The organism is Cupriavidus sp. HMR-1, from assembly GCF_000319775.1.
Classification (GTDB): domain Bacteria; phylum Pseudomonadota; class Gammaproteobacteria; order Burkholderiales; family Burkholderiaceae; genus Cupriavidus; species Cupriavidus metallidurans.
On record NZ_ANKP01000247.1, the window covers coordinates 75,530 to 96,304 of the forward strand.

Sequence of the window (20,775 nt, forward strand, 5' to 3'; positions counted from 1 at the left end):
CTCCCGCGTGAGGGAGGGGGGGCGTAACCTCAGACAATCAAGCCGCGAACAGCTTCCTGAGGTTCGACTTCAGGATTTTCCCGTTCGGATTCCGCGGCAGCATCTCCTCCAGCACGATCACGCGCACCGGCACCTTGAAGGCCGCCAGACGCGCGCGCACGAACTCCTGCAGCTCGGCCTCGGTTGCCTTCATGCCAGGCTTCAGGCTGACCACCGCGCCGGGTTCCTCCCCCAGCGTGCGGTGCGGAATGCCTACTACCGCCGCATCCATGATGGCCGGATGATCGTATAGCGTGCTTTCCACCTCGATGCAGTAGATGTTCTCGCCGCCACGGATCAGCATGTCCTTCATGCGGTCGACGATATAGAGGAATCCGTCCTCGTCGATACGCGCCACGTCGCCGGTGTGCAGCCATCCGTCGACGAAGGTCTTCGCGGTTGCCTCGGGCTTGTTCCAGTAGCTGTGGACCACATTGGCGCCGCGCACCAGCAACTCACCGACCTCGCCGGGCGGTAGTGCCCGGCCGAATCCGTCGTCGATCTTCATCTCGCAGATCGGCAGCGCCGGGCCGGCGCTGTCGGGACGATGGACGTATTCCTCGGCACTGTGGCTCGTGAACGTGGCCGACGTTTCCGTCATACCCCAGCCAATGCCCGGTGCGGCATGTGGGAATACCTCCTTGATCCGGCGCACGAGTTCTGGTGAGGCGGGGGCCCCACCGTAGTTCATGTTCTCGAGCGACGACAGATCGAACTCGCCGCGCTGAGGGTGCTCCAGAATCTGCCACGCGATGGTCGGCACGCCACCCGCTCCGGTGCAGCGCTCTGCCTGAATCAGTTCCATGGCGCGCAGCGTGTCCCAGCGATAGAGCAGCACGATCTTCCCGCCGGTGGCGAGCGTGCCATTCAGGATGGACATGCAGCCGGTGACGTGAAAGAACGGTACCGCCAGCAATCCCCCTTTCTGTGGGGCGTCCGGATTCGGTTCCGGCACCGGCTCGCCACGGCGCAGCAGGTTGCGCAGCGGGCTGAACTGCGCGCACACGGCCACCGTGCAGGCATTGCGGTGCGTGCCGACGGCGCCTTTCGGCTTACCCGTGGTGCCGGACGTATAGAAGATCGTCACGTCATCGTCAGGATCCAGCGGGACGACCGGGAGCGATTGCGAGGGGAGGGCCGGCCATGCATCCGATTCACCGATCACCGATGCCAGCGGCACGATACGCGGGTCGTCGAAGGTTGCATTGGCTGGCGCGCGCACGACGTAGATCCGTTCGAGATCGGGGCAGGCTGCCAGATGCTCCGTGATGCGATCCAGCCGTTCGTAATCGACGATGGCAATGCGGCTTCCCGAATCGGCCAGACCATATTCCAGCTCGGGACCGGTCCACCACGCATTGAGCGGGGTGACGATGGCGCCGGCGAGAATCGCCGCGTAGAACGCCACCGGCCACTCGGGCAAGTTGCGCATGGCCACGGCCACGCGGTCGCCCTTGTGGATACCGTCGCGTACCAGTTGCTGGGCCAGTGTCGTGGACGCCTGCGCGAACGCGCGATAGCTGACGCGCTCCTCTTCGTAGACCACGAAGGTCTTGTCGCCCCAGGCTGCGGCGATCAAAAAAAGATCGCGCAGCGTTGGTGGCGCATTCTTCCAGACCGTGGTCGGGATGCCCCGGATCACACGCGTCTCGGTTTCGAACGGCGCGCCCGGCGCGGTCAGCCGGGCGTGCGCTTCGGCCAGGGACATGACCGGCCATTGGCCGGCTCCGGCCTCCGGCGGCCGGGATTGCTGCGTGTGCTGTTGGTGCTGCTGTTGCTGCGGTTGTTGCGACATGCATGGCCTCCCGCAAAAACAATCGTCAGATGGTAACGCCCCCGTCAACAACCAGTGCCTGGCCCGTCATGAACGTGCTGGCGGCAGAAGCCAGATAGCAGGCCGCGCCCGCGATTTCCACCGGTTCGCCGATGCGGCGCAGCGGCGCGTTCTCGGTGGATTGCTTGTAACGCACCGGATCTTCCCAGAGGGCACGTGCGAAATCGGTCTTGATCAGGCCCGGGGCAATGCAGTTTACGCGGACATTGTGCGGCCCGAACTCCACGGCCAGATTGCGGGCCAGCTGGAAATCGGCGGCCTTGGACACGTTGTAGACCCCGATCGTGGGCGAGCCGCGCAGGCCACCGATCGACGACACGATGATGATCGAGCCCTCGCGGCGTTCGATCATCTGCGGCGCCACCATCTGGATCAGCCAGTGGTTCGAGATCACGTTGTTATCGAGCACCTTGCGGAACTGCTCGTCGCTCACGCCACTCATCGGGCCGTAGTAGGGGTTCGATGCCGCGTTGCAGACCAGTACGTCGACCTTGCCGTAGACGCGATTGGTTTCGTCCACCAGATGCTGCAGTGCATCCTTCGACGAGATATTGGCGGCCACGGCCAGCGCGGTACCCGCGCCGTGCTTGGCGTTGATGGCGTCGACGACTTCCTGGCAGGCCTCGATCTTGCGCGAGGAGACGACGACCTTCGCGCCCTGGATGGCAAGCTGCTCGGCGATGGCCCGGCCGATGCCGCGCGAAGAACCGGTAATGATGGCTACCTTGCCCGACAGATCGAACAATGACATGGCGTCTCCTGTTGTTTGACAGCGGTCATTGCCGCTGTCTGGATGGGTGATTGGCCGGGACATTATGGGCAGGCGCCAGGACTCAGTCCATAACGAAAACGGTGCCAGGATGCCTGTATCAGCAAACTTTCTGCGGGCAATTCACGCGATGCATGGCGTGTGCCGCTGCGCGGAATGGCGACCGGGCCTCTATCCGAGCACCGCTGGCAGCCGTGCCGCCAGCGCGGCGCGCAAGGCGGGATCGAGCCGGATCTGGAAGCGCGTAGCCAGCGTGTCGATCACGGCGTCGGCTGACGCCAGCACGGTTTTTCGCACGCTGCCGTCGGGCGAGCGTTCGCTCAGGTTGCCATTGGCGAGCGCGAGCCGGGTGTCGCCGTCGGTACGCGCGGCCATCAGCGTACGAGTGAAGTGGCTGTCTGGATGCGTGGAGACGTACCAGTTGCGCGGGATGAAATCGATCCAGGGCTGCGGGGTCAGGTCGAAACGGTAGATCGGTTGCCAACCCGAAGCGTCGTCGCTGATGTCGGGCACCATCAGATCCAGGCAGTGAAAACCCGTACCCGTCAGCGCGTTCGCCGGGGAGGGTTGCAGGCGATAGGGCGTGTTTTCATCCTGCGGCAGCGATAGCGACAGGGCGCGGTCCGGCGTCGGCCCGCCGAAGCCCACATCGGCGATATAGCTTTCGTGCGCCACTTCCACGCGCAGGAGCATGTGCGACAGCCCCGTCGGCGTGGCTTCCGGCACATGCCAGCGCACGCGCGCGGCAAGCGGCGTCACCGCATAACCGAGTGCCTTGAGGCCGGCGCAGAGCAGGGTGTTCTGTTCGAAGCAGTAGCCGCCGCGGCCCTGCGCGACGAGTTTCTCGAATACCGAGGGCAGATCGATCGACACGCGGCGGCCCAGCAGCGCATCGAGATTCTCGAACGGGATATGCGCGAGTTGCGCCGCGATCAGCGTGTTCAGCAGCGGTAGCGTAGGGGCGTCGGGAACCTCTGCGATGTCGATACGTCGCAGCCAGGCGCACAACTGGTCGGGGTGGAGAGCGGGGATTTCGTCGGCGGCAAGCATTGTGGGGGGCTGGCGGGAATTAGTGGGGGCGCTCGAACGGAAGGGGGAACGCTACCGAATCGCACGGGACGTGACTACTATAAGGCCGCAACGGCCGCGATGCGAACCTTGCGCCAAAGCATAAAAAAACTACGGAGACGCCCGTGAAAACCCTGATCGATCACCTGTCGAACTACGCTGCCTATCACCGTGATACCCGCAATGTCGTGACGCATTTCATCGGCATCCCGATGATCGTCCTGGCCGTGACGGCGCTGCTTGGCCGGCCCGCGCTGCCGCTCGGCGACGGCGCTCGATACCTGACGCCGGCGATGATCGTCTACGCGCTTTCGTGCCTGTTTTACCTGCGCCTGTCGTTCGCCTTCGGCGTGGTAATGGCCGTGATTCTGGCGTTTTTCGTGTGGGCCGGCGCATGGCTTGCAGCGTTGCCGACGGCCGGGTGGCTGGCATCGGGCATCGGTCTGTTCGTCGCGGGCTGGGTCATCCAGTTCGTCGGGCATTACTTCGAAGGTCGCAAGCCGGCGTTCGTCGACGATCTGGTTGGTCTGCTGGTGGGGCCGCTTTTCCTCGTCGCGGAGACGGCTTTCGCGCTTGGCCTGGCGCGTGAAACGCGCGATGCGATGCTGGCGCACGCGCATTGAATGACCCGAAAACGCGCCGTCGCGCGACGCTCGCGGAATGCGAAAGTGGGGGGACGTAACGCTCCGCAGCGTGTTTGCTGATGCAAACCAGCTACAAAACACGGGGTTTTCACTTGGTTTGCCCTGCGGCATGTACGAAAACCCCTTTACTTCTGGCTGTTTCCGCTATGATTCAGTGCGTACCGGCACTGACGTTCAGCAACATGCCAAACGTTGCGATCGGCCGGCACACTATCTTCAACTCTCGTATATAGACATGGCGACCAAAGCGAAACCGACCGCGAAGACCGCAACCAAGCCCGCTGCCAAGAAGGCCGCGGCACCCAAGGCACCCGTGAAGGCACCTGTGAAGGCTGCTGCCAAGAAGGCCGCTCCGGCCAAGAAGGCTGCTCCCGCCGCTGCCGCGCCGACTCCGAAGCCGCTGAAGGACACCTTCAACAAGTCGAGCCTGGTCGCTCACCTGGTAGCCCAGACCCAACTGGAAGCCAAGGCCGTGAAGACGGTGCTGGCACACCTCGAAAACACCATCGTCAGCGCACTGAACAAGAAGGGTGCTGGCGAATTCACGCTGCCGGGCCTGCTGAAGGTGACCGCACAGCAAGTGCCGGCCAAGAAGAAGCGCTTCGGCAAGGATCCGTTCACTGGCGAAGAGCGTTGGTTCCCGGCCAAGCCGGCCAGCGTCAAGGTCAAGGTGCGTCCGCTGAAGAAGCTGAAGGACGCTGCGGCCTGATCGCCCGCATCTTTGGTAGTCGTCAGTCCGGTGCCGATTGCTCGGCGCCGGGCGACTTGAAACCCCGTGCCCGAAAGGCCCGGGGTTTTTTGTTGGGCGGGCGGGATCGGGCGGGATCAATACATCAGTAAGCCTTGAAGTTCGCCGCGACCCTTTGCCGAAGGAAATCACCTGCCGTAATCGCCGGATACCGCTTCGACGGCCCTTCGATCACCGTATCGCGGTTGGCCTGGCAGAAGAACGCAAGGCTGTGGCGCGGGCCCATGTACTCTCCCGGTGCGGGATTCCGGACGCGATGGAAGTTCGATGGCAGGCGGTCGTCGCTCCAGCGCATCAGCATGTCCCCGATGTTGCAGGTGACCACGTCCTCGATCGGCGCGATCGGGGTCCAGGCCTGGGCATCCATCTCCTTGCCGGGACACACCTGCAGACCACCCTGGCCTTCGCGCTGGAATAGCAGCGTCAGGCAGTCGAAATCGGTATGGGCGCCGGCGCGCCACAGGTCGAGCTTGTCCTGCGCCTCGGGTGGAATCGCGTAGTAATGCAGCAGCCGTAGCGTGCTCTGGTAATCCGGCGCGACCGGGTCATGCGCGCGCGAGAAGAAGTCGGTGTCGAAGCCGAGTCTGTCGGCGAAGCAGGACAGCACTTTCATTCCCACATTCCAGCATTGCGCCTCGAACTCGAGCATCGTCTGCCGGAACCCGGGCAGTTCGGCCTCCGAAGGCCAGAGTGGCGCCATGTGCGGGCGCGTGATCTGATAGGACTCCTTCTGGTCCGGCGTGCCGGTGGATGGCCTTACCTGCGCGCGCGATTCCCAGCCCGCGTTGTTGGCTTTCTGCAATGGATACCGGGCTTTTACCGTCTCCGGCAGTGCGAAGAACTGCTCGGCCATGGCAAAAGCCTGCCGTATGGCGGCCAGGTCGATACCGTGGTGCCGCAGTTGGAAGAAGCCGATGTCGGTGGCGGCACGCCAGAGCTGATCGGCAATCTCGGGCTTGCGGGTGTCGAAGTCCGACAGGTCGATGCAGCGGATCTCGCGCGTGTCGGTTTCGGAGCCGTGGGCGCCCATGCGTGATTCGCGGGCAAGCTCGTGGAGGGGAAGTGTGGCGTTGGTCATGGGTGTCCTGGTTCGGGAATGTGGGCCGATCGGTCCATCCCGGAAGCAAGACACACGCATATCGCGGCAATGCGGCTCTCGACTTCCGGGATGGACACGGAACTCAAGAGCAATTTCCTGCCGCCCCGATGCCTGGAAAGGGCGGGGCGGTTGAACGCTTCTACTCTTCGATCGTAGGTGACGCAGGATTCGGGCCAGCCGGCACGCGGCCCGATTCACCAGATTGGCGCGGCCGACGGTTACTCCGTGGCGTCGAATGCATCGTGATAGCGCACGGTGCCCACCGGCACGTCAGGCCCGAAGGCAAGGGTCTGGAAATACTCCTGCGGTACGCCGGGCAATACCAGCCGGGAATCGGCCTGGAAGCCGAATCTGCCGTAATAGGCCGGATCACCCAGCACGACGCAACCGCGTCCGCCAAGGCGCCGCAATTCATCAAGTGCCGCCAGCATCAGCACCGAGCCAATGCCCCTGCGCTGCCGATCTGGCGATACCGAGACTGGCCCAATGCCATGCCAGCCCGAATCGCCGGAGGAAATGGTGACGGGCGAGGCTGCAACGTGGCCGACGACCCCGCTTTCATCCTCCGCTACCAGCGAGAGCGTCAGGCATCCGGCACGACGCAAGCCGTTGATGATGAAGGCTTCGGTGTGGCTCGAGTGGGGCTCGTCCCTGAACGCCGCTTCCGTGAGTTGGGCGATGGTTTCAACATCCTCGGGACGCTCGGTCCGGACGGAGATGGTCATGCAGTTTTCCTCATTGATGCTCTCGCGGTGGACATCAACCATACTGCAATACGGTCAACCAATCATCCAGATCGTGGGAGGCGGGCAATGGGAAGCATTGGTGCGGTGGTGGTGGCGTCAGTCGCCTTTGTGGGCAGTCATTTCCTGCTGTCCCATCCGTTGCGGGGACCGCTGGTTCGCGTGGTCGGCGAAAAGGGGTTTCTCGGCATCTATTCGCTGGTCGCCTTCCTGACGCTTGGGTGGATGGTGATGACCTACAAGCGAGCGCCGGTCTCGTCACCGCTATGGGTGGCTGGCGACGGCATCTGGGCGGTGGTGACGGTGGTCATGCTGATCGCCTCGATCCTGCTGATGGGATCCCTGATCCGAAATCCGGCGTTGCCCACAGTTGGCCGCCCGGGCGCCTTCCCGGAGGCTGCGCGCGGCGTGTTTTCGGTAACGCGTCATCCGATGATGTGGGCCTTCGCGCTTTGGGGCGTGTGCCATCTCGCTGTGTATCCGGTGACGAGGAACATCGTGGTCGCGCTGGCAATGATCGTGCTCGCCCTGGTGGGTGCCGCATTGCAGGACCAGAAAAAGGAACGGCAGCTGCCAGACCGTTGGCCGGACTGGGAGGCCAAGACGAGCTATCTGCCATTTGCGGCGATCGTCGCCGGCCGGGCTCGGCTGGCCGGATTTGGCTCGCACGCGCTTCTGGGTGGGCTTATCGTCTGGCTCGCGGCGACCTGGGCCCATCTGCCGCTCGCCGGGATTGCGGCGGGTATCTGGCGGTGGCTGTAGTCGCGACGTCGTTGCGACAACGTAGCGCCCCGGCAGAGACCGGAGGGCGCTTCAAATCCACTGGTCATTCTCGACGGTACGCTCGCCCGCCGCACCGTCACCCGTGTTCACCACGCCTCGCGGCTCGATCAGCAGCAGTTTGACTTCCGCGTTCGCGCAGGGCTTGTGCTCGACGCCCTTCGGCACCACGGCCATCTGCCCGGCACGCAGCACGATCGACCCGTCGCCCGTGGGTCCCGCCCGGAAGTCGATGCGCAGTTCTCCTTCCAGGACGATGAAGGTTTCGTCGGTGTCGGCATGGCGGTGCCACTGGAATTCGCCCTCGACCTTCACGACCTTGAACTGATAGTCGTTCATTTCAGCGACGACGCGCGGTTGCCAGTGACCGTCGATCAGCGCGATCTTGTCGACCAGGTCGATGGCCCGGCACTGGCCACGATCGGCATGCATGGTGGGATGTTTGGGGGCCTGGGGCATCGTTCTCTCCGCTCAAATGTTGACGATTCGAGCTTACGCACGATCCGCGCGAAGGTATTGAACGATCGTGGGTGTGCTCAGCCGCGTTGCATGTACCCGGCGACTTGCAGCCAGCGCCCTGGCGTCAGTCCGAATGTCTTCGAGAAGTGCCGCGTCATGTGGCTCTGACCGGCAAGCACCAGGATTCTCGCACGGAACATCGGCGCCTCCGCTGGCGCATGACACCGGCCTTCAACTGCGTCTGCAGGACCCAGGTACATCTATATCAGTGCGCCAGCCATCTGCGGCGACCCTTTCCCCGGGAACTGAAAGCACATTTCATATTGCGAAATCTCGGGAAAATTCCAGCGCCGGGTTCTTTTCGTTCTCCGAAAACTCGTTCCACATCGCAAAAAATAGAGTTTATCTCTTTGAAATATAAGGATAAATTAACTCTTATGTCTTATATAAGACTTTGTCGCGATGCATCAAAAACCCCCTACAATTATTTCCACGCTGCTTGCTTCGACACCCGTAGCGGCACAGGCAAACACTTCTTCGAACACGCTTCACTCTTAGGAAACTCGTATGGCTCAGTATCAAGACGACATCAAGGCAGTTGCTGGTTTGAAAGAGCAACACGGCAGCGCGTGGAATGCCATCAACCCCGAGTATGCCGCTCGGATGCGTGCCCAGAACAAGTTCAAGACGGGTCTGGACATCGCCAAGTACACCGCCAAGATCATGCGCGCCGACATGGCCGCCTATGATGCGAATCCTTCCAAGTACACCCAGTCGCTGGGTTGCTGGCACGGTTTCATCGGCCAGCAGAAGATGATTTCCATCAAGAAGCACTTCAAGAGCACCGAGCGTCGCTACCTCTACCTGTCGGGCTGGATGGTCGCTGCGCTGCGCTCGGAGTTCGGCCCGCTGCCGGACCAGTCGATGCACGAGAAGACCTCGGTCAGCGCACTGATTCGCGAGCTGTACACGTTCCTGCGCCAGGCTGACGCACGTGAACTGGGCGGCCTGTTCCGCGAACTGGATGCCGCTACCGGTGCCGCCAAGACAGCCATCCAGGAAAAGATCGACAACCACGTCACCCACGTGGTGCCCATCATCGCCGACATCGACGCTGGTTTCGGCAATGCCGAAGCGACGTACCTGCTCGCCAAGCAGTTCATCGAAGCCGGTGCATGCTGCATCCAGATCGAAAACCAGGTGTCCGACGAGAAGCAGTGCGGCCACCAGGATGGCAAGGTCACCGTGCCGCACGAGGACTTCCTGGCCAAGATCCGCGCGATCCGCTACGCCTTCCTCGAACTGGGCGTGGACGACGGCGTCATCGTGGCCCGTACCGATTCGCTGGGCGCAGGCCTGACCAAGCAGATCGCCGTGACCGCCACCCCGGGCGACCTGGGCGACCAGTACAACTCGTTCCTGGATTGCGAGGAACTGTCGGCCGACCAACTGGGCAACGGTGATGTCATCATCAAGCGCGACGGCAAGCTGCTGCGTCCGAAGCGTCTGCCGAGCAACCTGTTCCAGTTCCGTGCCGGCACGGGCGAAGCACGCTGCGTGCTGGATTGCGTGACCGCACTGCAAAACGGCGCCGACCTGCTGTGGATCGAAACTGAAAAGCCGCATATCGCCCAGATCGGTGGCATGGTCAGCGAAATCCGCAAGGTCATCCCGAACGCCAAGCTGGTGTACAACAACAGCCCGTCGTTCAACTGGACCCTGAACTTCCGCCAGCAGGCCTACGACGCGATGAAGGCCGCGGGCAAGGACGTGTCGGCATACGAGCGCACCCAGCTGATGAGCGTGGAATACGACGACAGCGAACTGGCCAAGATCGCTGACGAGAAGATCCGCACGTTCCAGGCCGATGCAGCGCGTGAAGCCGGTATCTTCCACCACCTGATCACGCTGCCGACGTACCACACCGCCGCGCTGTCGACCGACAACCTGGCCAAGGAATACTTCGGCGACCAGGGCATGCTGGGCTACGTGGCCGGCGTGCAGCGCAAGGAAATCCGTCAGGGCATCGCCTGCGTCAAGCACCAGAACATGTCCGGCTCGGACATCGGTGACGACCACAAGGAATACTTCAGCGGCGAAGCTGCCCTGAAGGCGGCTGGCAAGGACAACACGATGAACCAGTTCTGATCTGGGTCGTACTCCTAAGCAAGTTTTAGGCAGAACGCCAACCCTTCGCGGGTTGGCGTTTTTTTATTTGGCGACGCGCAAAAAAAAGAGCCGACGAATCGGCTCTGTCCAAACTCTCAACGTGACGACCTGAGAAACTTACTGCGGTCCGAGCTTGCGAATCAGCGCATCCAGCCGTGCCATTTCGTCTTCGGTCAGATCGGTCAGCGGCGCGCGCACCGGACCAGCATCGTGGCCAACCAGCTTGGCGCCAGCCTTGACGATCGACACCGCGTAGCCTTGTTTGCGATTGCGGATGTCCAGGTACGGCAGGAAGAAATCGTCGATCAGGCGACCCACCGTGGCATGGTCGTCAGCGGCAATCGCGCGGTAAAACTCCATCGCGGTCTTCGGGATGAAGTTGAACACGGCCGACGAATAGACGGGCACGCCCAGCGCCTTGTAGGCGGCGGCATAGACTTCGGCGGTGGGCAGGCCGCCCAGGTATGCAAGCCGGTCACCAAGCTTGCGGCGAACGCGCACCATCGCCTCGATCTCGCCCACGCCGTCCTTGAAGCCGATCAGGTTGGGGCAGCGGTCGACCACGCGTTCCAGCAGGTCGGCGCCGATGCGGGAGTTCGCGCGGTTGTAGACGATCACGCCGATTTTCAGCGCCTTGCAAACCTCTTCGATGTGGTTGGCGATGCCTTCTTCGCTGGCTTCGGTCAGGTAGTGCGGCATCAGCAGCACGCCGTGGGCGCCCAGGCGCTCGGCTTCCTTCGCGTATTCGATCGCCACGCGGGTCGGGCCACCGGCACCGGCAAGAATGGGCACCTTGCCCCGGCAGGTTTCTACCGCGGTGCGGATCACGTTCGAATAGTCCTGCTGCGTCAGCGAGAAGAACTCACCCGTGCCGCCGGCGGCGAACAGCGCCGACGCACCGTAGGGCGCCAGCCATTCCAGGCGCTCGATATAGGTATCGGGGCGGAAGTTGCCTTGCGCGTCGAAATCGGTGATAGGGAAAGAGAGCAGGCCTTCGGAGATGATCTGCTTGAGTTCTTGCGGTGTAGTCATGTCACGCTTCCTGATCGCCACATGGCAGATGGCGGTTGGTGGGGAACAAGGTGGGTTATGGCCTCGTTCCATCTGGTCGATGGCTTCGAGATAAGTCATCGTACAACTATAGCGGGAAGCGTGCAAGCGTCGACAGGGGAGTCCGAGGGAAAACCCGGGTTTGATTGCTTCGGAAGCATGCCGGCGGCCAAATGAAAAACGGCCGCCTGGAGATCGAATCACCCTAAAATCCCGCTAACTGGTTGAAAGAGAGCGATACGTTTCGGACTGTGAAGTCGGGGAATGCGCGGAGTAGGGTAAACGCGCACTGCATTCGCCCTAGCCTCGTTCTTATAATTCCAGTCGTATGACGACATATCTCAAGCCGGTCCAGAAGCACTCCCGCATCCAGGAACCAGGGCTGTGAGGAGACCTCTCATGAATGCCACCCCCACCACAGGCGCTGCTGCCGCATCCACCGCGCGGCGCACCAATGTCCGCTACTGGATTCTCGCGCTGATTTTCATTGTGACCACGGTCAACTACGCGGATCGTGCCACGCTGTCGATTACCGGGCCCGCGATGCGCGAGGAATTCGGTTTCTCGGCCGTCCAGATGGGCTATATCTTCTCGGCCTTCAGCTGGTCGTACGTGATGGCGCAGATTCCTGGCGGCTGGCTGCTCGATCGCTTTGGCGCCCGGCGCATCTATGCCGTGAGCATCTTCCTCTGGTCATTCTTCACGCTGCTGCAGGGGTGGGTCGGCATCTTCGCCTCGATGGGAGCAACGATGACGGCGCTCTTCATGCTGCGTTTCGCCGTGGGCCTGGCCGAGTCCCCGGCATTCCCGGCCAATGCAAAGGTGGTGGCAAGCTGGTTCCCGACCGCCGAGCGGGGCACCGCGTCGGCCATCTTCAACGCCGCGCAATATTTCGCCGCCGTGGTGTTCACGCCGCTGATGGCGTGGATCGTTCACAGCATGGGCTGGCATCACGTCTACCTGTGGATGGGCATCATGGGCATGCTGCTGGCGATGCTCTGGCTCAAGGTCATGCGCAGCCCGGTTACGCATCCGGCTGTGAATCGCGCGGAACTTGAGCACATCGAGCAGGGCGGTGGCCTGATTCACATGAATGAAGGGGCAGGCAAGTCAAAGCAGGGCGCCAATCCTGCTGGCTGGTTCTATGCCCGGCAGTTGCTGTCGAACCGGATGCTGGCCGGGGTCTATCTGGGCCAGTACTGCATCAACGTGCTGACGTACTTCTTCCTCACGTGGTTTCCGGTGTACCTGGTGCAGGCGCGCGGCATGTCGATCCTGAAGGCGGGCTTCGTCGCATCCTTGCCAGCCATCTGCGGTTTTCTCGGCGGCGTGCTGGGCGGCGTGATTTCCGACCACTTGCTGCGCCGCGGCTACTCGCTGACCATTGCCCGCAAGGTGCCGATCGTGGCGGGCATGTTGCTGTCGGTGTCCATGATCGCCTGCAACTACGTGGATGCCGAATGGCTGGTGGTGGGCATCATGGCGCTCGCGTTCTTCGGCAAGGGCATCGGCGCGCTGGGCTGGGCCGTGGTGGCTGACACTGCGCCCAAGGAAGTGATCGGCCTGGCGGGCAGCATCTTCAACACGTTCGGCAATATCGCCGGCATTGTGACGCCGATCGTGATCGGCTATATCCTGAGCGCGACAGGCTCGTTCAACGGCGCGCTGGTGTTCGTGGGCATCAATGCCCTGGTCACCGTGCTGAGCTATCTGGTGATCGTCAAGGACATTCGCCGCGTCGAGCTGAAGCACCCCCAATAAGGAAGGAATCCCCAACATGTCGGACTTGTCGGTACAAAACGCGCAGGGCCAGGCCGCCGAACGCGCGCCGCTCTACATCCGCATTCACGCCAACGACAACGTGGCCATCGTCGCCAACGACGGCGGGCTGCCAGCGGGCTCGGTATTCCCGTGCGGCCTGACGCTCGTGGAGCGTGTGCCGCAGGGCCACAAAGTGGCGCTGGTGGACTTGAAGAAAGGTGACGCGGTCACGCGCTACAACGTGACCATTGGCTACGCCTTGCAGGACCTGCCGCGCGGCGCGTGGGTCAACGAGCGTGTGATCGAAATGCCAACCGCGCCGGGACTGACCGATCTGCCGATCGGCACACGCGTGCCCGAGCCGCTGCCGCCGCTGGAAGGCTATACGTTCGAGGGTTTCCGCAATCCGGACGGATCGGTCGGCACGCGCAACATTCTGGCGATCACGACCACGGTGCAGTGCGTGTCCGGCGTAGTGGAGCACGCGGTGCACCGGATCAAGACCGAGCTGCTGCCGCGCTATCCGAACGTCGACGACGTGATCGGCCTCGAGCATACCTATGGCTGCGGCGTGGCGATCGACGCGCCCGACGCGATCGTGCCAATCCGCACGCTGCGCAATATCGCGCTGAATCCGAACTTCGGCGGCACCGCCATGATGGTAAGCCTGGGTTGCGAGAAGCTGCAGCCGGAACGCCTGATGCCGCCGGGCACAATCCCGATCCAGACCGGCGCCGGCGAGGTGCAGGTGGGCGTGGTTTGCTTGCAGGACGACAAGCACGTGGGTTTCGCGTCGATGATCGACTCGATCATGGCGATGGCCGAGACCCATCTGCAGACCCTCAATGCCCGCAAGCGCGAGACGGTGCCCGTATCGGAACTGGTGGTGGGCGTGCAGTGCGGCGGTAGCGATGCGTTCTCCGGCGTGACGGCCAATCCGGCTGTCGGCTTTGCCACAGACCTGCTCGTGCGCGCCGGCGCGACCGTGATGTTCTCGGAAGTGACCGAGGTTCGCGACGGTATTGACCAGCTCACCGCCCGCGCCGCTACCCCCGAGGTGGCCGAAGCGATGATTCGGGAAATGGACTGGTACGACCGCTATCTGGACCGTGGTCGCGTCGATCGCAGCGCCAACACGACGCCAGGCAACAAGAAGGGTGGCCTGTCGAATATCGTGGAAAAGGCCATGGGTTCGATCGTCAAGTCGGGCAGCGCGCCGATCTCAGGCGTGGTGTCACCAGGCGAGAAGGTCAAGCAGAAGGGCCTGATCTACGCGGCAACTCCGGCCAGCGATTTCATCTGTGGCACGCTGCAACTGGCTGCCGGCATGAACCTGCACATCTTCACGACGGGGCGCGGCACGCCGTACGGACTGGCCGAGGTGCCCGTGATCAAGGTCGCAACGCGCAGCGATCTGGCGCGCCGCTGGCACGACCTGATGGACGTGAACGCAGGCCGCATCGCAACCGGCGAAGCCACGATCGAGGATGTGGGCTGGGAGTTGTTCCACCTGATGATCGACGTAGCCAGCGGCCGCAAGCAGACCTGGGCCGAGCATCACAAGCTGCATAACGCGCTGGCGCTGTTCAATCCGGCGCCGGTGACCTGAGTGGTGGTTTGTTGAGGGGTGCCGCCTCTCTCCCGCAGGCGGGAGAGAGGTGAAAGATCGCCAGCCTTAGCCGCCAACGATCTGCTTGGAGTACGTCGCGCGCTCCATTTCCACGACGTTCACAGACACCTGAACGCTTTGCGCCGACGCGCCGGGGCGGACCATTTCCGAGATCGCATTGCACACCAGCTGGCCGAGTTCCTTGCGTACAGCCTGATCGCGGCCGTCCAGGATCTGTAGCGTGGCGTGGACGAACGCGCGGTCCACGTTCTCCGTTCCCTGGCGATAGGTGGAGAGCGTTACGCAGCGCGACTTGATATCGGGTTCCTGGAATTGGCCGCTGGACAGCAGCGCGGCGTTCGCCTCGTCGAGCAGCTCCTCTTGAGAGCAGGTCAGACAGGTGTTTTCCGTGAGTTCGATGACGAGATGGGGCATGGAACCGGGTCCGGTTGATGACGGGAAACCCGCATCGTACGGCATTCCGGCGCGGCGTGCCCGCAACCGTTTCCCATCCCGTCAGTGTTGCGCTCCGTTACCGTGTGACACCGAACGCGGCTTCGATTTTGCGGATATGGTCACGCAGCAGCGGACGCACTTTCTCCAGCAGATGGGCTGGCGGCACGATCGCATTGGGACCACTGCAGCTCAGCGTCATCGGGGGCAATGAAGGACCCGGCCGGAACGCGTGGGCGATCGAATTGATGTCGGGCAGCCATTCGCCAAACGACGTGGTGCAGCCAAGCCGGCGTTGCTCGTCACGGCTGTTCGCGAGGATGGCTTCGGCTTCGGCAGGGGCGACCTTCTCGTCCGTGCGGAATGCCGTCAGCGCCTGACGCTGCTCGGCTGGCGGCAATGCCACCAGGTAGGCACGGCCTGCTGCCGTATTGAGCCCCGATACGCGGCTTCCCACGGCGACGCGCAGAGTCAGGTAGGTCTCGGACTGGCAGTTCTCGAATACCAGCATACGTCCGCGGTCGCGCACGATCAGCGAGGCGACGCCTTGCGACAAATCCGCCAATTCCTGCATGTAGGGCCGCGCCACCGCCAGGACCTCTGCACCCTGCTGCGCGGCGGGCGCCAGCGCCAGTGCGGAGCTGCCCAGGCGGTAACGCACGGGGTCCGTCAGGGCCTGGAGGTAGCCAAGTTCGGTCAGTGTGTGGGTCAGGCGCGAAATCGTCGATTTCGGCAGGCCACAGCGCTTGGCGAGTTCGGCATTGCCAAGCTCGCTGTCGAAGGCACGAAAGCACGCCAGCACATCCAGGCCACGCGCCAGCGCGGTCACGAAATGGCGGTCTTCCTTGCGTTTGCTTTCCTTGGGTGCGGCGGCGATTTCCGCCAGTTCGATGACATCTTCCATGGCGTGCTCACTCGTTGCCCGTGGCAAGTTGCACGTGCAGCTTCGCCTGGATGGTGGTGCCTGCGAGCAGGCGTGGTGTTGCGGAAAGGGGGAAAGACGCGAGACCAGAACGGTTCGCGGGTACTGCGGTACTACGCATGATGTCTCCGGGTAAGGCGTCCGGCGTTGATGACTCACCGGTATTCGATGAGTCGCATCGTCCCACCGATACTCGGCAATTGTCAACCGCAGCGCGGAACCGTAATTCTGCATTGCAGAATTTAATCGATGAATCTAGTGCTCGAAGGCTTGCGCCTGCAGCCATTCCCGCGGCGATTTGCCGACTTTGGCCGCGAAAACTCGCGACAGCGCAGAGGGGTTGGCATACCCCAGCTCGTTGGCCAGCAGCTTGATCGGCACGCCATCACGCAGCCGCGCCTGTGCCAGGCTGATACGCCAGCCCGCCAGGTAGTCGGCAGGCGTCTGTCCCACGATTTCGCGAAAGGCGGAGGCGAAGGCGCTGCGCGACATGCCGGCGCAGGACGACATGCGGTCCAGGTTCCAGGTCTCGCCAGGGGCTTCGTGCATCGCCACCAATGCGCGGGCCAGTCGCGGATCTGAAAGTCCGGTGATCAAGCCTGCCTGAATGCCTGCATCGGCCGGATGGTCGAGCATCCAGCGCAGTAGCTGGATCAGCACGACTTCGAACAAGCGGTCTGCCAGCAGCCGCTGGCCGCAGCGGACGCGCGCGGTCTCGGCGAACAGCAGCGATAGCGCGGCATCCAGCCCCTCGACCCGCGCCAGCGGCAACACGATCAGCGGGGGCAGGGCCCTCGCGACCGGGTTCATCGCACCTCCGGCGAACTCGAGCGTGGCGCAGGTGAACTGCGAGCCTTCGATCGGTGGATTGTGGAAGGTGTGGATGACGTGCCGCGGATAGAACAGCAGGGACGGCTCGCGGATTTCCATGCGCCGAGGCAGGCCACGGTCCGAGTGCGAGAGCGTCAAATGGCCTTCGCGCAGCACGTGCAGGAAGCCGCGCTCCTTCACGTCGAACCGGCTGATCCCGCAGAGCGCCCCGGTATGGAACAGGTGGGCGCGAACGCGGAAGCGTTCCAGTAAGCCGGAGAGGCGGTCAGGGGTGGGTTCGATCGGGTGGGACATTTTGATGGATGAATTGGTATGTTTCGTGGACGTATGGTATCCGATCGTTTTGCGCCCGGCGGCATAGTGGAGCCCATGGACGGTACAGCCCGTCCAGTTCCCAGTACCCCTCCACTTACCATCCAGAAAGGAGCTTCATCATGACCGACCGCACGTGTTCCCCTCCTAGACCAACACACCGCTCCGGCCGCAAGCGTGGCTGCCATCGAACAGATCCAGACCGCGTTCGGCGTCGTACCCAATATGTTCCGCGCCGTGGCCAACTCGCCGGCAGCGCTGCAGTCGATGTGGGGGAGCTTCGGCGCGCTCGGCGGTGGCACGATCTCGGCGCAACTGGGCGAGAAGATCGCCGTGGCCGTTGCCGACCGCAATCGCTGCGAATACTGTCTGGCCGCGCATACGGCGCTGGGCCGCAAGGCGGGCGCATCGGCCGAGGAGATGGCAGCCGCCCAGGCTGGGTTGTCGAACGAACCGAAGACGGCTGCCGCGCTGGGGTTCGCGGTGAAGGTCGTGGAAGCGCGCGGCCAGCTTAGCGACACCGACGTGGCATCGCTACGCCAGGTCGGTTTCAGCGACGAAGAGATTGTCGAGATCCTGGCACACGTCGCATTGAACCTGATCACGAACTACGTCAACGTGGTGTTCAACGTGCCGGTGGATTTCCCGGGCGTGAAGCTGATTGCGCGTTGAGGTTGCGTTGAGGTTGCGCCGAGATTGCCCTGATGGCGCGCGAGGCTGAAAGCCAATGAAAAAAGGGCCGCAATTGCTTGCGGCCCTTTGTGTCTTGCTGCGGGACCGATTGAGCGTCAGTGCTGAATCAGCCCTGAATCAAGCGTGAATGGCACCCGATTCGAGCTGCTTGCCAGTCAGGCTGGCCACCGCGACCGCCATGGCGCGCTCGCGAGCCTCGGCGGCGGCGGGCGCCGGCATAAAGCGCTCCGGTGCCTCGCGTGCCAGCTGCTGCAGATGGCGCAACTTGGCCTTGAGATCCGGGTCGACGCGCGAATCCGGCGTGATGGTGGAAGGGCAGGCCACACCGAGGATGTCGAGCGCCTTGCGGAAGATGTCGACGGTCAGACCTTCGGCCGGGTTCACTTGTACCAGGTGCGCGCGCTGCTCGTCGGTCAGCGACTCCGGAGCAACAGTCGAGATGATGACCCATGCGCCAGGAGCCGGGTGCTGCGCGAACCAGGCGTCGATTTCCGCGCCGTGTCCGCCTGCCACCGGCGGCGTCATGCCTTCGACCTGCAGATCCAGCTGCTGGAAGATGGCGGCCGGCGTGCCACGGCGCCAGGCGTCCGAAACCACGACGCGGGCGCCGGCAATGCCGAACAGGCGACGCAGATAGCCGAGGGCGATGGGGTCGAAGTACCTGACGTCTCGCAGGGTTCCCGTGTTTGGCGTGCCGCCCAGGCGGGTAGCGGAGCGGTCCGAATACAGGACGCCGGGGACGTCCAGCATGATGAGGCGTTCAGACATGGGATTCCTGTGTTTGTCAGTCGCAGTTAAGCGGTTAGGTTGAATCAAGCGTATCTGGCTTTAGGGTGCGATGGGCTACACAAATTGTGCTCAAGTGCAACAGCCGTGTAACTTGGCCACACAACTCGTAAATACCGGTTAGCGCTTGATATCAGTTGTTTCGTGCAGACACACTGCCAGGCTGCGGTCCGCATTGTCTCGACAATGTCGACGCGCGGATACAGACCCGATGCACGCCTCAACGAGTGGTTTGGCGGGTCGGTTGACAGGAGTTTGAAAGGAAATGTTCGCGGAGGTGAAACATTTGATGCATTACAAACGGGGGGAAGGGCGTTCAGCGCTTGCGCAGCAATTGCATTTCGAAATGTTCGAACGAGTACTGGCACGTGATGCCGCAAAACAATTCGGCTCGCCTGACCGGCTGCTCGCAGGCATGGCAGGTGCCGCAAGGCTTGAGCCGGGGCGCCCAATCGCGCCCGGCGTTCTCGAAGTCTTCCAGAAAGCTGCTGTCGTCCTGTACGGCTTTGCGTAGCATTCGCTTGTCTCCGCGAGGGCATTTCCTTGGCCAATGACGCAATGCCTTCGGCCCGTGGGTCATGCTCGCGGGGCGTTTTGCGTCGGTCAATAGGCGTGTTGCCATTTACGGACGACAAATGCGAAAACTGAAGCCTTGCCCCGACGTTCGGCGCCCTCAGGGCAAGGTATTGCGGCGGCGCGCAAATCCTCAGAATCGGAAGCGCGCGACGTCTGCCTCCAGCGCTGCGGCCTGTTGATCGAGTTGCGCCGCCTGGCCGGACACCGCCTCCACGAGCGTGCCGTTCTGGGCGCTGGTCTGCTCGAGCCGTGTCAGCGCATCGGCGACGTGCCGGATGCCGGCCGCCTGTTCGTCGGCCAGCAGGCGCAGTTCTTCGGCAAGGGTGTGGCTGTGATTCACCGCGACATCGATGCCTTCCATGGCGGCCACCACGCGCGTGCTGAGATCCGCACCACGTGCGATCTCCTTCGCCGCGTCGCCGACAATGCCGCCGATTTCGCGCGCAGCCGTGGCGCTACGTTGAGCCAACGCGCGGACCTCCTGCGCGACAACGGCGAAACCACGTCCCGCTGCGCCCGCGCGAGCGGCTTCCACCGCTGCATTCAGCGCCAGGATATTGGTCTGGAAGGCAATCCCTTCGATCACCGTGACGATTTCGGAGATGTTTCGCGACTGCGCGTGAACGTTGGCCATGGCGCCGCTCATGTCGCGCACTGACGCCATGCCTGTGGTGGTGGCTTCGCGCGCGCGGCTAGCCATGTCGCTCGACTGCCGGGCTTGTGCGTGTGCCTGCTGGACCAGTTCGGTCAGGCGCGCTACGTTCCCTGCAGCCTCGGCAAGTGCTGAAGCCTGCGTGCCCGTGCGTGCAGCCAGTTCGCGATTGCCGTTGGCGATACCGTCGCTGGCGCCGGAGATTTCGTGCGCGCATTGCTGGATGCGCGCGAGCACGCCGGCCAATTGATCGCGCATGCCGGCCAGGAAGTAGAGCAGGCTGCCTTGATCGTGCGCGCTCACGGCGATCCGGGCGGTCAGGTCGCCATTGGCGATGCGATTCGCAACGGCCGCGGCGTCGCGCGGTTCGCCGCCGAGTTCGCGTGTCAGGCTACGTGCCGCGATCCAGGCCAGCGCGGCGGCGGCAAGGAAACTGGCCACAAGTAGTACCGCCATCACGGTCTGGGCGGTGACTTGCGCGGCGGCCACGCCGGCAACCGTGTCCGCAGCTTGTTGGTCCAGCGTGGACCGCGTCTGCTCGATCAGGGCGGCGAGCTTCTGCAGTTGCTCGCCGACGAAGTGCCCGTCGACCGAGACCGATGAGTCGAATTGCAGGGCGTCGAGCGGCTGCTTGCCGATCAGGGCCACGAAGTTGTTCATCAGTTCGCCGGCAGTCGCGCGCTCTTTCTGCAGCGCGTCGGCTTGCTGCGGGGCAGCCGAGCGCACGCCGTCAACGGCCTGGTCGAGCCTGCGCAGCGCCTGGGCGACCTCCGACGCG

Annotated in this window: 22 protein-coding genes; 7 read left to right on the top strand and 15 right to left on the bottom strand. The window is 63.2% G+C overall.

All coding sequences use genetic code 11. The features are described 5' to 3' along the window. Nucleotides 1-37 precede the first annotated feature (37 nt). From D769_RS26445 to D769_RS26455, 3 genes are all read right to left on the bottom strand, one after another. On the bottom strand, nucleotides 38-1,834 hold the full coding sequence (locus D769_RS26445) for a class I adenylate-forming enzyme family protein (protein ID WP_008651280.1): 1,797 nt from the start codon (nucleotides 1,832-1,834) through the stop codon (nucleotides 38-40). A gap of 25 nt (nucleotides 1,835-1,859) precedes the next feature. Continuing rightward, nucleotides 1,860-2,624 carry an SDR family oxidoreductase gene (locus D769_RS26450; RefSeq protein ID WP_008651283.1) on the bottom strand — a complete coding sequence of 255 codons (765 nt, stop codon included), beginning with the start codon at nucleotides 2,622-2,624 and terminating at the stop codon, nucleotides 1,860-1,862. A gap of 189 nt (nucleotides 2,625-2,813) precedes the next feature. Next, nucleotides 2,814-3,692 carry an arylamine N-acetyltransferase gene (locus D769_RS26455; RefSeq protein ID WP_008651285.1) on the bottom strand — a complete coding sequence of 293 codons (879 nt, stop codon included), beginning with the start codon at nucleotides 3,690-3,692 and terminating at the stop codon, nucleotides 2,814-2,816. Between the two features lie 143 nt (nucleotides 3,693-3,835). Between D769_RS26455 and D769_RS26460 the strand changes: the two genes are divergently transcribed. Continuing rightward, a complete protein-coding gene (locus D769_RS26460; RefSeq protein WP_008651287.1) occupies nucleotides 3,836-4,333 on the top strand; it encodes an Mpo1-like protein in 498 nt (165 codons plus the stop codon). Between the two features lie 256 nt (nucleotides 4,334-4,589). Beyond that, on the top strand, nucleotides 4,590-5,063 hold the full coding sequence (locus tag D769_RS26465) for an HU family DNA-binding protein (protein WP_008651289.1): 474 nt from the start codon (nucleotides 4,590-4,592) through the stop codon (nucleotides 5,061-5,063). A 124-nt stretch (nucleotides 5,064-5,187) separates the two neighbouring features. On the opposite strand, the gene D769_RS26470 is transcribed toward D769_RS26465, so the two are convergent. Together D769_RS26470 and D769_RS26475 are read right to left on the bottom strand one after the other, a co-directional pair. Beyond that, nucleotides 5,188-6,180, bottom strand: coding sequence for a 2-oxoglutarate and iron-dependent oxygenase domain-containing protein (locus tag D769_RS26470; protein WP_008651291.1), 993 nt, complete (start codon nucleotides 6,178-6,180; stop codon nucleotides 5,188-5,190). A 239-nt stretch (nucleotides 6,181-6,419) separates the two neighbouring features. Beyond that, complete coding sequence (locus D769_RS26475) at nucleotides 6,420-6,926, bottom strand: N-acetyltransferase (RefSeq protein WP_008651292.1); 507 nt, start codon at nucleotides 6,924-6,926, stop codon at nucleotides 6,420-6,422. 87 nt (nucleotides 6,927-7,013) lie between these two features. On the opposite strand from D769_RS26475, the gene D769_RS26480 reads away from it, so the two are divergent. After that, nucleotides 7,014-7,706 (top strand): NnrU family protein, encoded by a 693-nt coding sequence (locus D769_RS26480; RefSeq protein ID WP_008651298.1) that lies wholly within the window; start codon nucleotides 7,014-7,016, stop codon nucleotides 7,704-7,706. Nucleotides 7,707-7,757: 51 nt separating this feature from the next. Here D769_RS26480 and D769_RS26485 read toward each other — a convergent pair whose 3' ends face one another. Together D769_RS26485 and D769_RS32970 are read right to left on the bottom strand one after the other, a co-directional pair. Next, nucleotides 7,758-8,183: a cupin domain-containing protein gene (locus tag D769_RS26485; RefSeq protein WP_008651299.1), complete on the bottom strand. Its 426-nt coding sequence runs from the start codon at nucleotides 8,181-8,183 to the stop codon at nucleotides 7,758-7,760. Nucleotides 8,184-8,260: 77 nt separating this feature from the next. Beyond that, complete coding sequence (locus D769_RS32970; RefSeq protein WP_008651300.1) at nucleotides 8,261-8,383, bottom strand: hypothetical protein; 123 nt, start codon at nucleotides 8,381-8,383, stop codon at nucleotides 8,261-8,263. A gap of 367 nt (nucleotides 8,384-8,750) precedes the next feature. On the opposite strand from D769_RS32970, the gene D769_RS26490 reads away from it, so the two are divergent. Further along, nucleotides 8,751-10,331, top strand: a complete 1,581-nt coding sequence (locus D769_RS26490) for an isocitrate lyase (protein ID WP_008651302.1) — start codon at nucleotides 8,751-8,753, stop codon at nucleotides 10,329-10,331. 138 nt (nucleotides 10,332-10,469) lie between these two features. Here D769_RS26490 and kdgD read toward each other — a convergent pair whose 3' ends face one another. Beyond that, on the bottom strand, nucleotides 10,470-11,384 hold the full coding sequence (gene kdgD, locus D769_RS26495; protein ID WP_008651303.1) for a 5-dehydro-4-deoxyglucarate dehydratase: 915 nt from the start codon (nucleotides 11,382-11,384) through the stop codon (nucleotides 10,470-10,472). A gap of 417 nt (nucleotides 11,385-11,801) precedes the next feature. On the opposite strand from kdgD, the gene D769_RS26500 reads away from it, so the two are divergent. Further along, on the top strand, nucleotides 11,802-13,163 hold the full coding sequence (locus D769_RS26500) for an MFS transporter (RefSeq protein ID WP_008651304.1): 1,362 nt from the start codon (nucleotides 11,802-11,804) through the stop codon (nucleotides 13,161-13,163). 16 nt (nucleotides 13,164-13,179) lie between these two features. Then, on the top strand, nucleotides 13,180-14,772 hold the full coding sequence (garD, locus tag D769_RS26505) for a galactarate dehydratase (RefSeq protein WP_008651306.1): 1,593 nt from the start codon (nucleotides 13,180-13,182) through the stop codon (nucleotides 14,770-14,772). A 66-nt stretch (nucleotides 14,773-14,838) separates the two neighbouring features. Here garD and D769_RS26510 read toward each other — a convergent pair whose 3' ends face one another. From D769_RS26510 to D769_RS26520, 4 genes are all read right to left on the bottom strand, one after another. Beyond that, complete coding sequence (locus D769_RS26510; protein WP_008651308.1) at nucleotides 14,839-15,207, bottom strand: 5-carboxymethyl-2-hydroxymuconate Delta-isomerase; 369 nt, start codon at nucleotides 15,205-15,207, stop codon at nucleotides 14,839-14,841. 97 nt (nucleotides 15,208-15,304) lie between these two features. Next, a complete protein-coding gene (locus D769_RS26515; protein WP_008651310.1) occupies nucleotides 15,305-16,129 on the bottom strand; it encodes an IclR family transcriptional regulator in 825 nt (274 codons plus the stop codon). Between the two features lie 7 nt (nucleotides 16,130-16,136). Continuing rightward, nucleotides 16,137-16,268 carry a hypothetical protein gene (locus tag D769_RS32975; RefSeq protein ID WP_267880407.1) on the bottom strand — a complete coding sequence of 44 codons (132 nt, stop codon included), beginning with the start codon at nucleotides 16,266-16,268 and terminating at the stop codon, nucleotides 16,137-16,139. A 134-nt stretch (nucleotides 16,269-16,402) separates the two neighbouring features. Continuing rightward, a complete protein-coding gene (locus D769_RS26520) occupies nucleotides 16,403-17,272 on the bottom strand; it encodes an AraC family transcriptional regulator (RefSeq protein ID WP_008651311.1) in 870 nt (289 codons plus the stop codon). A 195-nt stretch (nucleotides 17,273-17,467) separates the two neighbouring features. Between D769_RS26520 and D769_RS26525 the strand changes: the two genes are divergently transcribed. Further along, a complete protein-coding gene (locus D769_RS26525) occupies nucleotides 17,468-17,962 on the top strand; it encodes a carboxymuconolactone decarboxylase family protein (protein ID WP_008651312.1) in 495 nt (164 codons plus the stop codon). A 138-nt stretch (nucleotides 17,963-18,100) separates the two neighbouring features. On the opposite strand, the gene D769_RS26530 is transcribed toward D769_RS26525, so the two are convergent. The 3 genes from D769_RS26530 to D769_RS26540 all read right to left on the bottom strand — a co-directional run. Further along, complete coding sequence (locus D769_RS26530) at nucleotides 18,101-18,751, bottom strand: HAD domain-containing protein (protein WP_008651313.1); 651 nt, start codon at nucleotides 18,749-18,751, stop codon at nucleotides 18,101-18,103. A gap of 334 nt (nucleotides 18,752-19,085) precedes the next feature. Further along, nucleotides 19,086-19,286, bottom strand: a complete 201-nt coding sequence (locus tag D769_RS26535) for a hypothetical protein (RefSeq protein WP_008651314.1) — start codon at nucleotides 19,284-19,286, stop codon at nucleotides 19,086-19,088. A 189-nt stretch (nucleotides 19,287-19,475) separates the two neighbouring features. Next, nucleotides 19,476-20,775: methyl-accepting chemotaxis protein (locus D769_RS26540; RefSeq protein WP_008651315.1), on the bottom strand; the 1,300-nt coding region annotated here is incomplete at its 5' end.

Coding starts and splice junctions, on each gene's coding strand:
- D769_RS32970 (WP_008651300.1), bottom strand. CDS start 8,383: ATGTTCCGTGCGAGAATCCTGGTGCTTGCCGGTCAGAGCCACATGACG.
- D769_RS26515 (WP_008651310.1), bottom strand. CDS start 16,129: ATGGAAGATGTCATCGAACTGGCGGAAATCGCCGCCGCACCCAAGGAA.
- kdgD (WP_008651303.1), bottom strand. CDS start 11,384: ATGACTACACCGCAAGAACTCAAGCAGATCATCTCCGAAGGCCTGCTC.
- D769_RS32975 (WP_267880407.1), bottom strand. CDS start 16,268: ATGCGTAGTACCGCAGTACCCGCGAACCGTTCTGGTCTCGCGTCTTTC.
- D769_RS26520 (WP_008651311.1), bottom strand. CDS start 17,272: ATGTCCCACCCGATCGAACCCACCCCTGACCGCCTCTCCGGCTTACTG.
- D769_RS26475 (WP_008651292.1), bottom strand. CDS start 6,926: ATGACCATCTCCGTCCGGACCGAGCGTCCCGAGGATGTTGAAACCATC.
- D769_RS26530 (WP_008651313.1), bottom strand. CDS start 18,751: ATGTCTGAACGCCTCATCATGCTGGACGTCCCCGGCGTCCTGTATTCG.
- D769_RS26450 (WP_008651283.1), bottom strand. CDS start 2,624: ATGTCATTGTTCGATCTGTCGGGCAAGGTAGCCATCATTACCGGTTCT.
- D769_RS26445 (WP_008651280.1), bottom strand. CDS start 1,834: ATGTCGCAACAACCGCAGCAACAGCAGCACCAACAGCACACGCAGCAA.
- garD (WP_008651306.1), top strand. CDS start 13,180: ATGTCGGACTTGTCGGTACAAAACGCGCAGGGCCAGGCCGCCGAACGC.
- D769_RS26535 (WP_008651314.1), bottom strand. CDS start 19,286: ATGCTACGCAAAGCCGTACAGGACGACAGCAGCTTTCTGGAAGACTTC.
- D769_RS26455 (WP_008651285.1), bottom strand. CDS start 3,692: ATGCTTGCCGCCGACGAAATCCCCGCTCTCCACCCCGACCAGTTGTGC.
- D769_RS26500 (WP_008651304.1), top strand. CDS start 11,802: ATGAATGCCACCCCCACCACAGGCGCTGCTGCCGCATCCACCGCGCGG.
- D769_RS26465 (WP_008651289.1), top strand. CDS start 4,590: ATGGCGACCAAAGCGAAACCGACCGCGAAGACCGCAACCAAGCCCGCT.
- D769_RS26470 (WP_008651291.1), bottom strand. CDS start 6,180: ATGACCAACGCCACACTTCCCCTCCACGAGCTTGCCCGCGAATCACGC.
- D769_RS26485 (WP_008651299.1), bottom strand. CDS start 8,183: ATGCCCCAGGCCCCCAAACATCCCACCATGCATGCCGATCGTGGCCAG.
- D769_RS26510 (WP_008651308.1), bottom strand. CDS start 15,207: ATGCCCCATCTCGTCATCGAACTCACGGAAAACACCTGTCTGACCTGC.
- D769_RS26490 (WP_008651302.1), top strand. CDS start 8,751: ATGGCTCAGTATCAAGACGACATCAAGGCAGTTGCTGGTTTGAAAGAG.
- D769_RS26480 (WP_008651298.1), top strand. CDS start 7,014: ATGGGAAGCATTGGTGCGGTGGTGGTGGCGTCAGTCGCCTTTGTGGGC.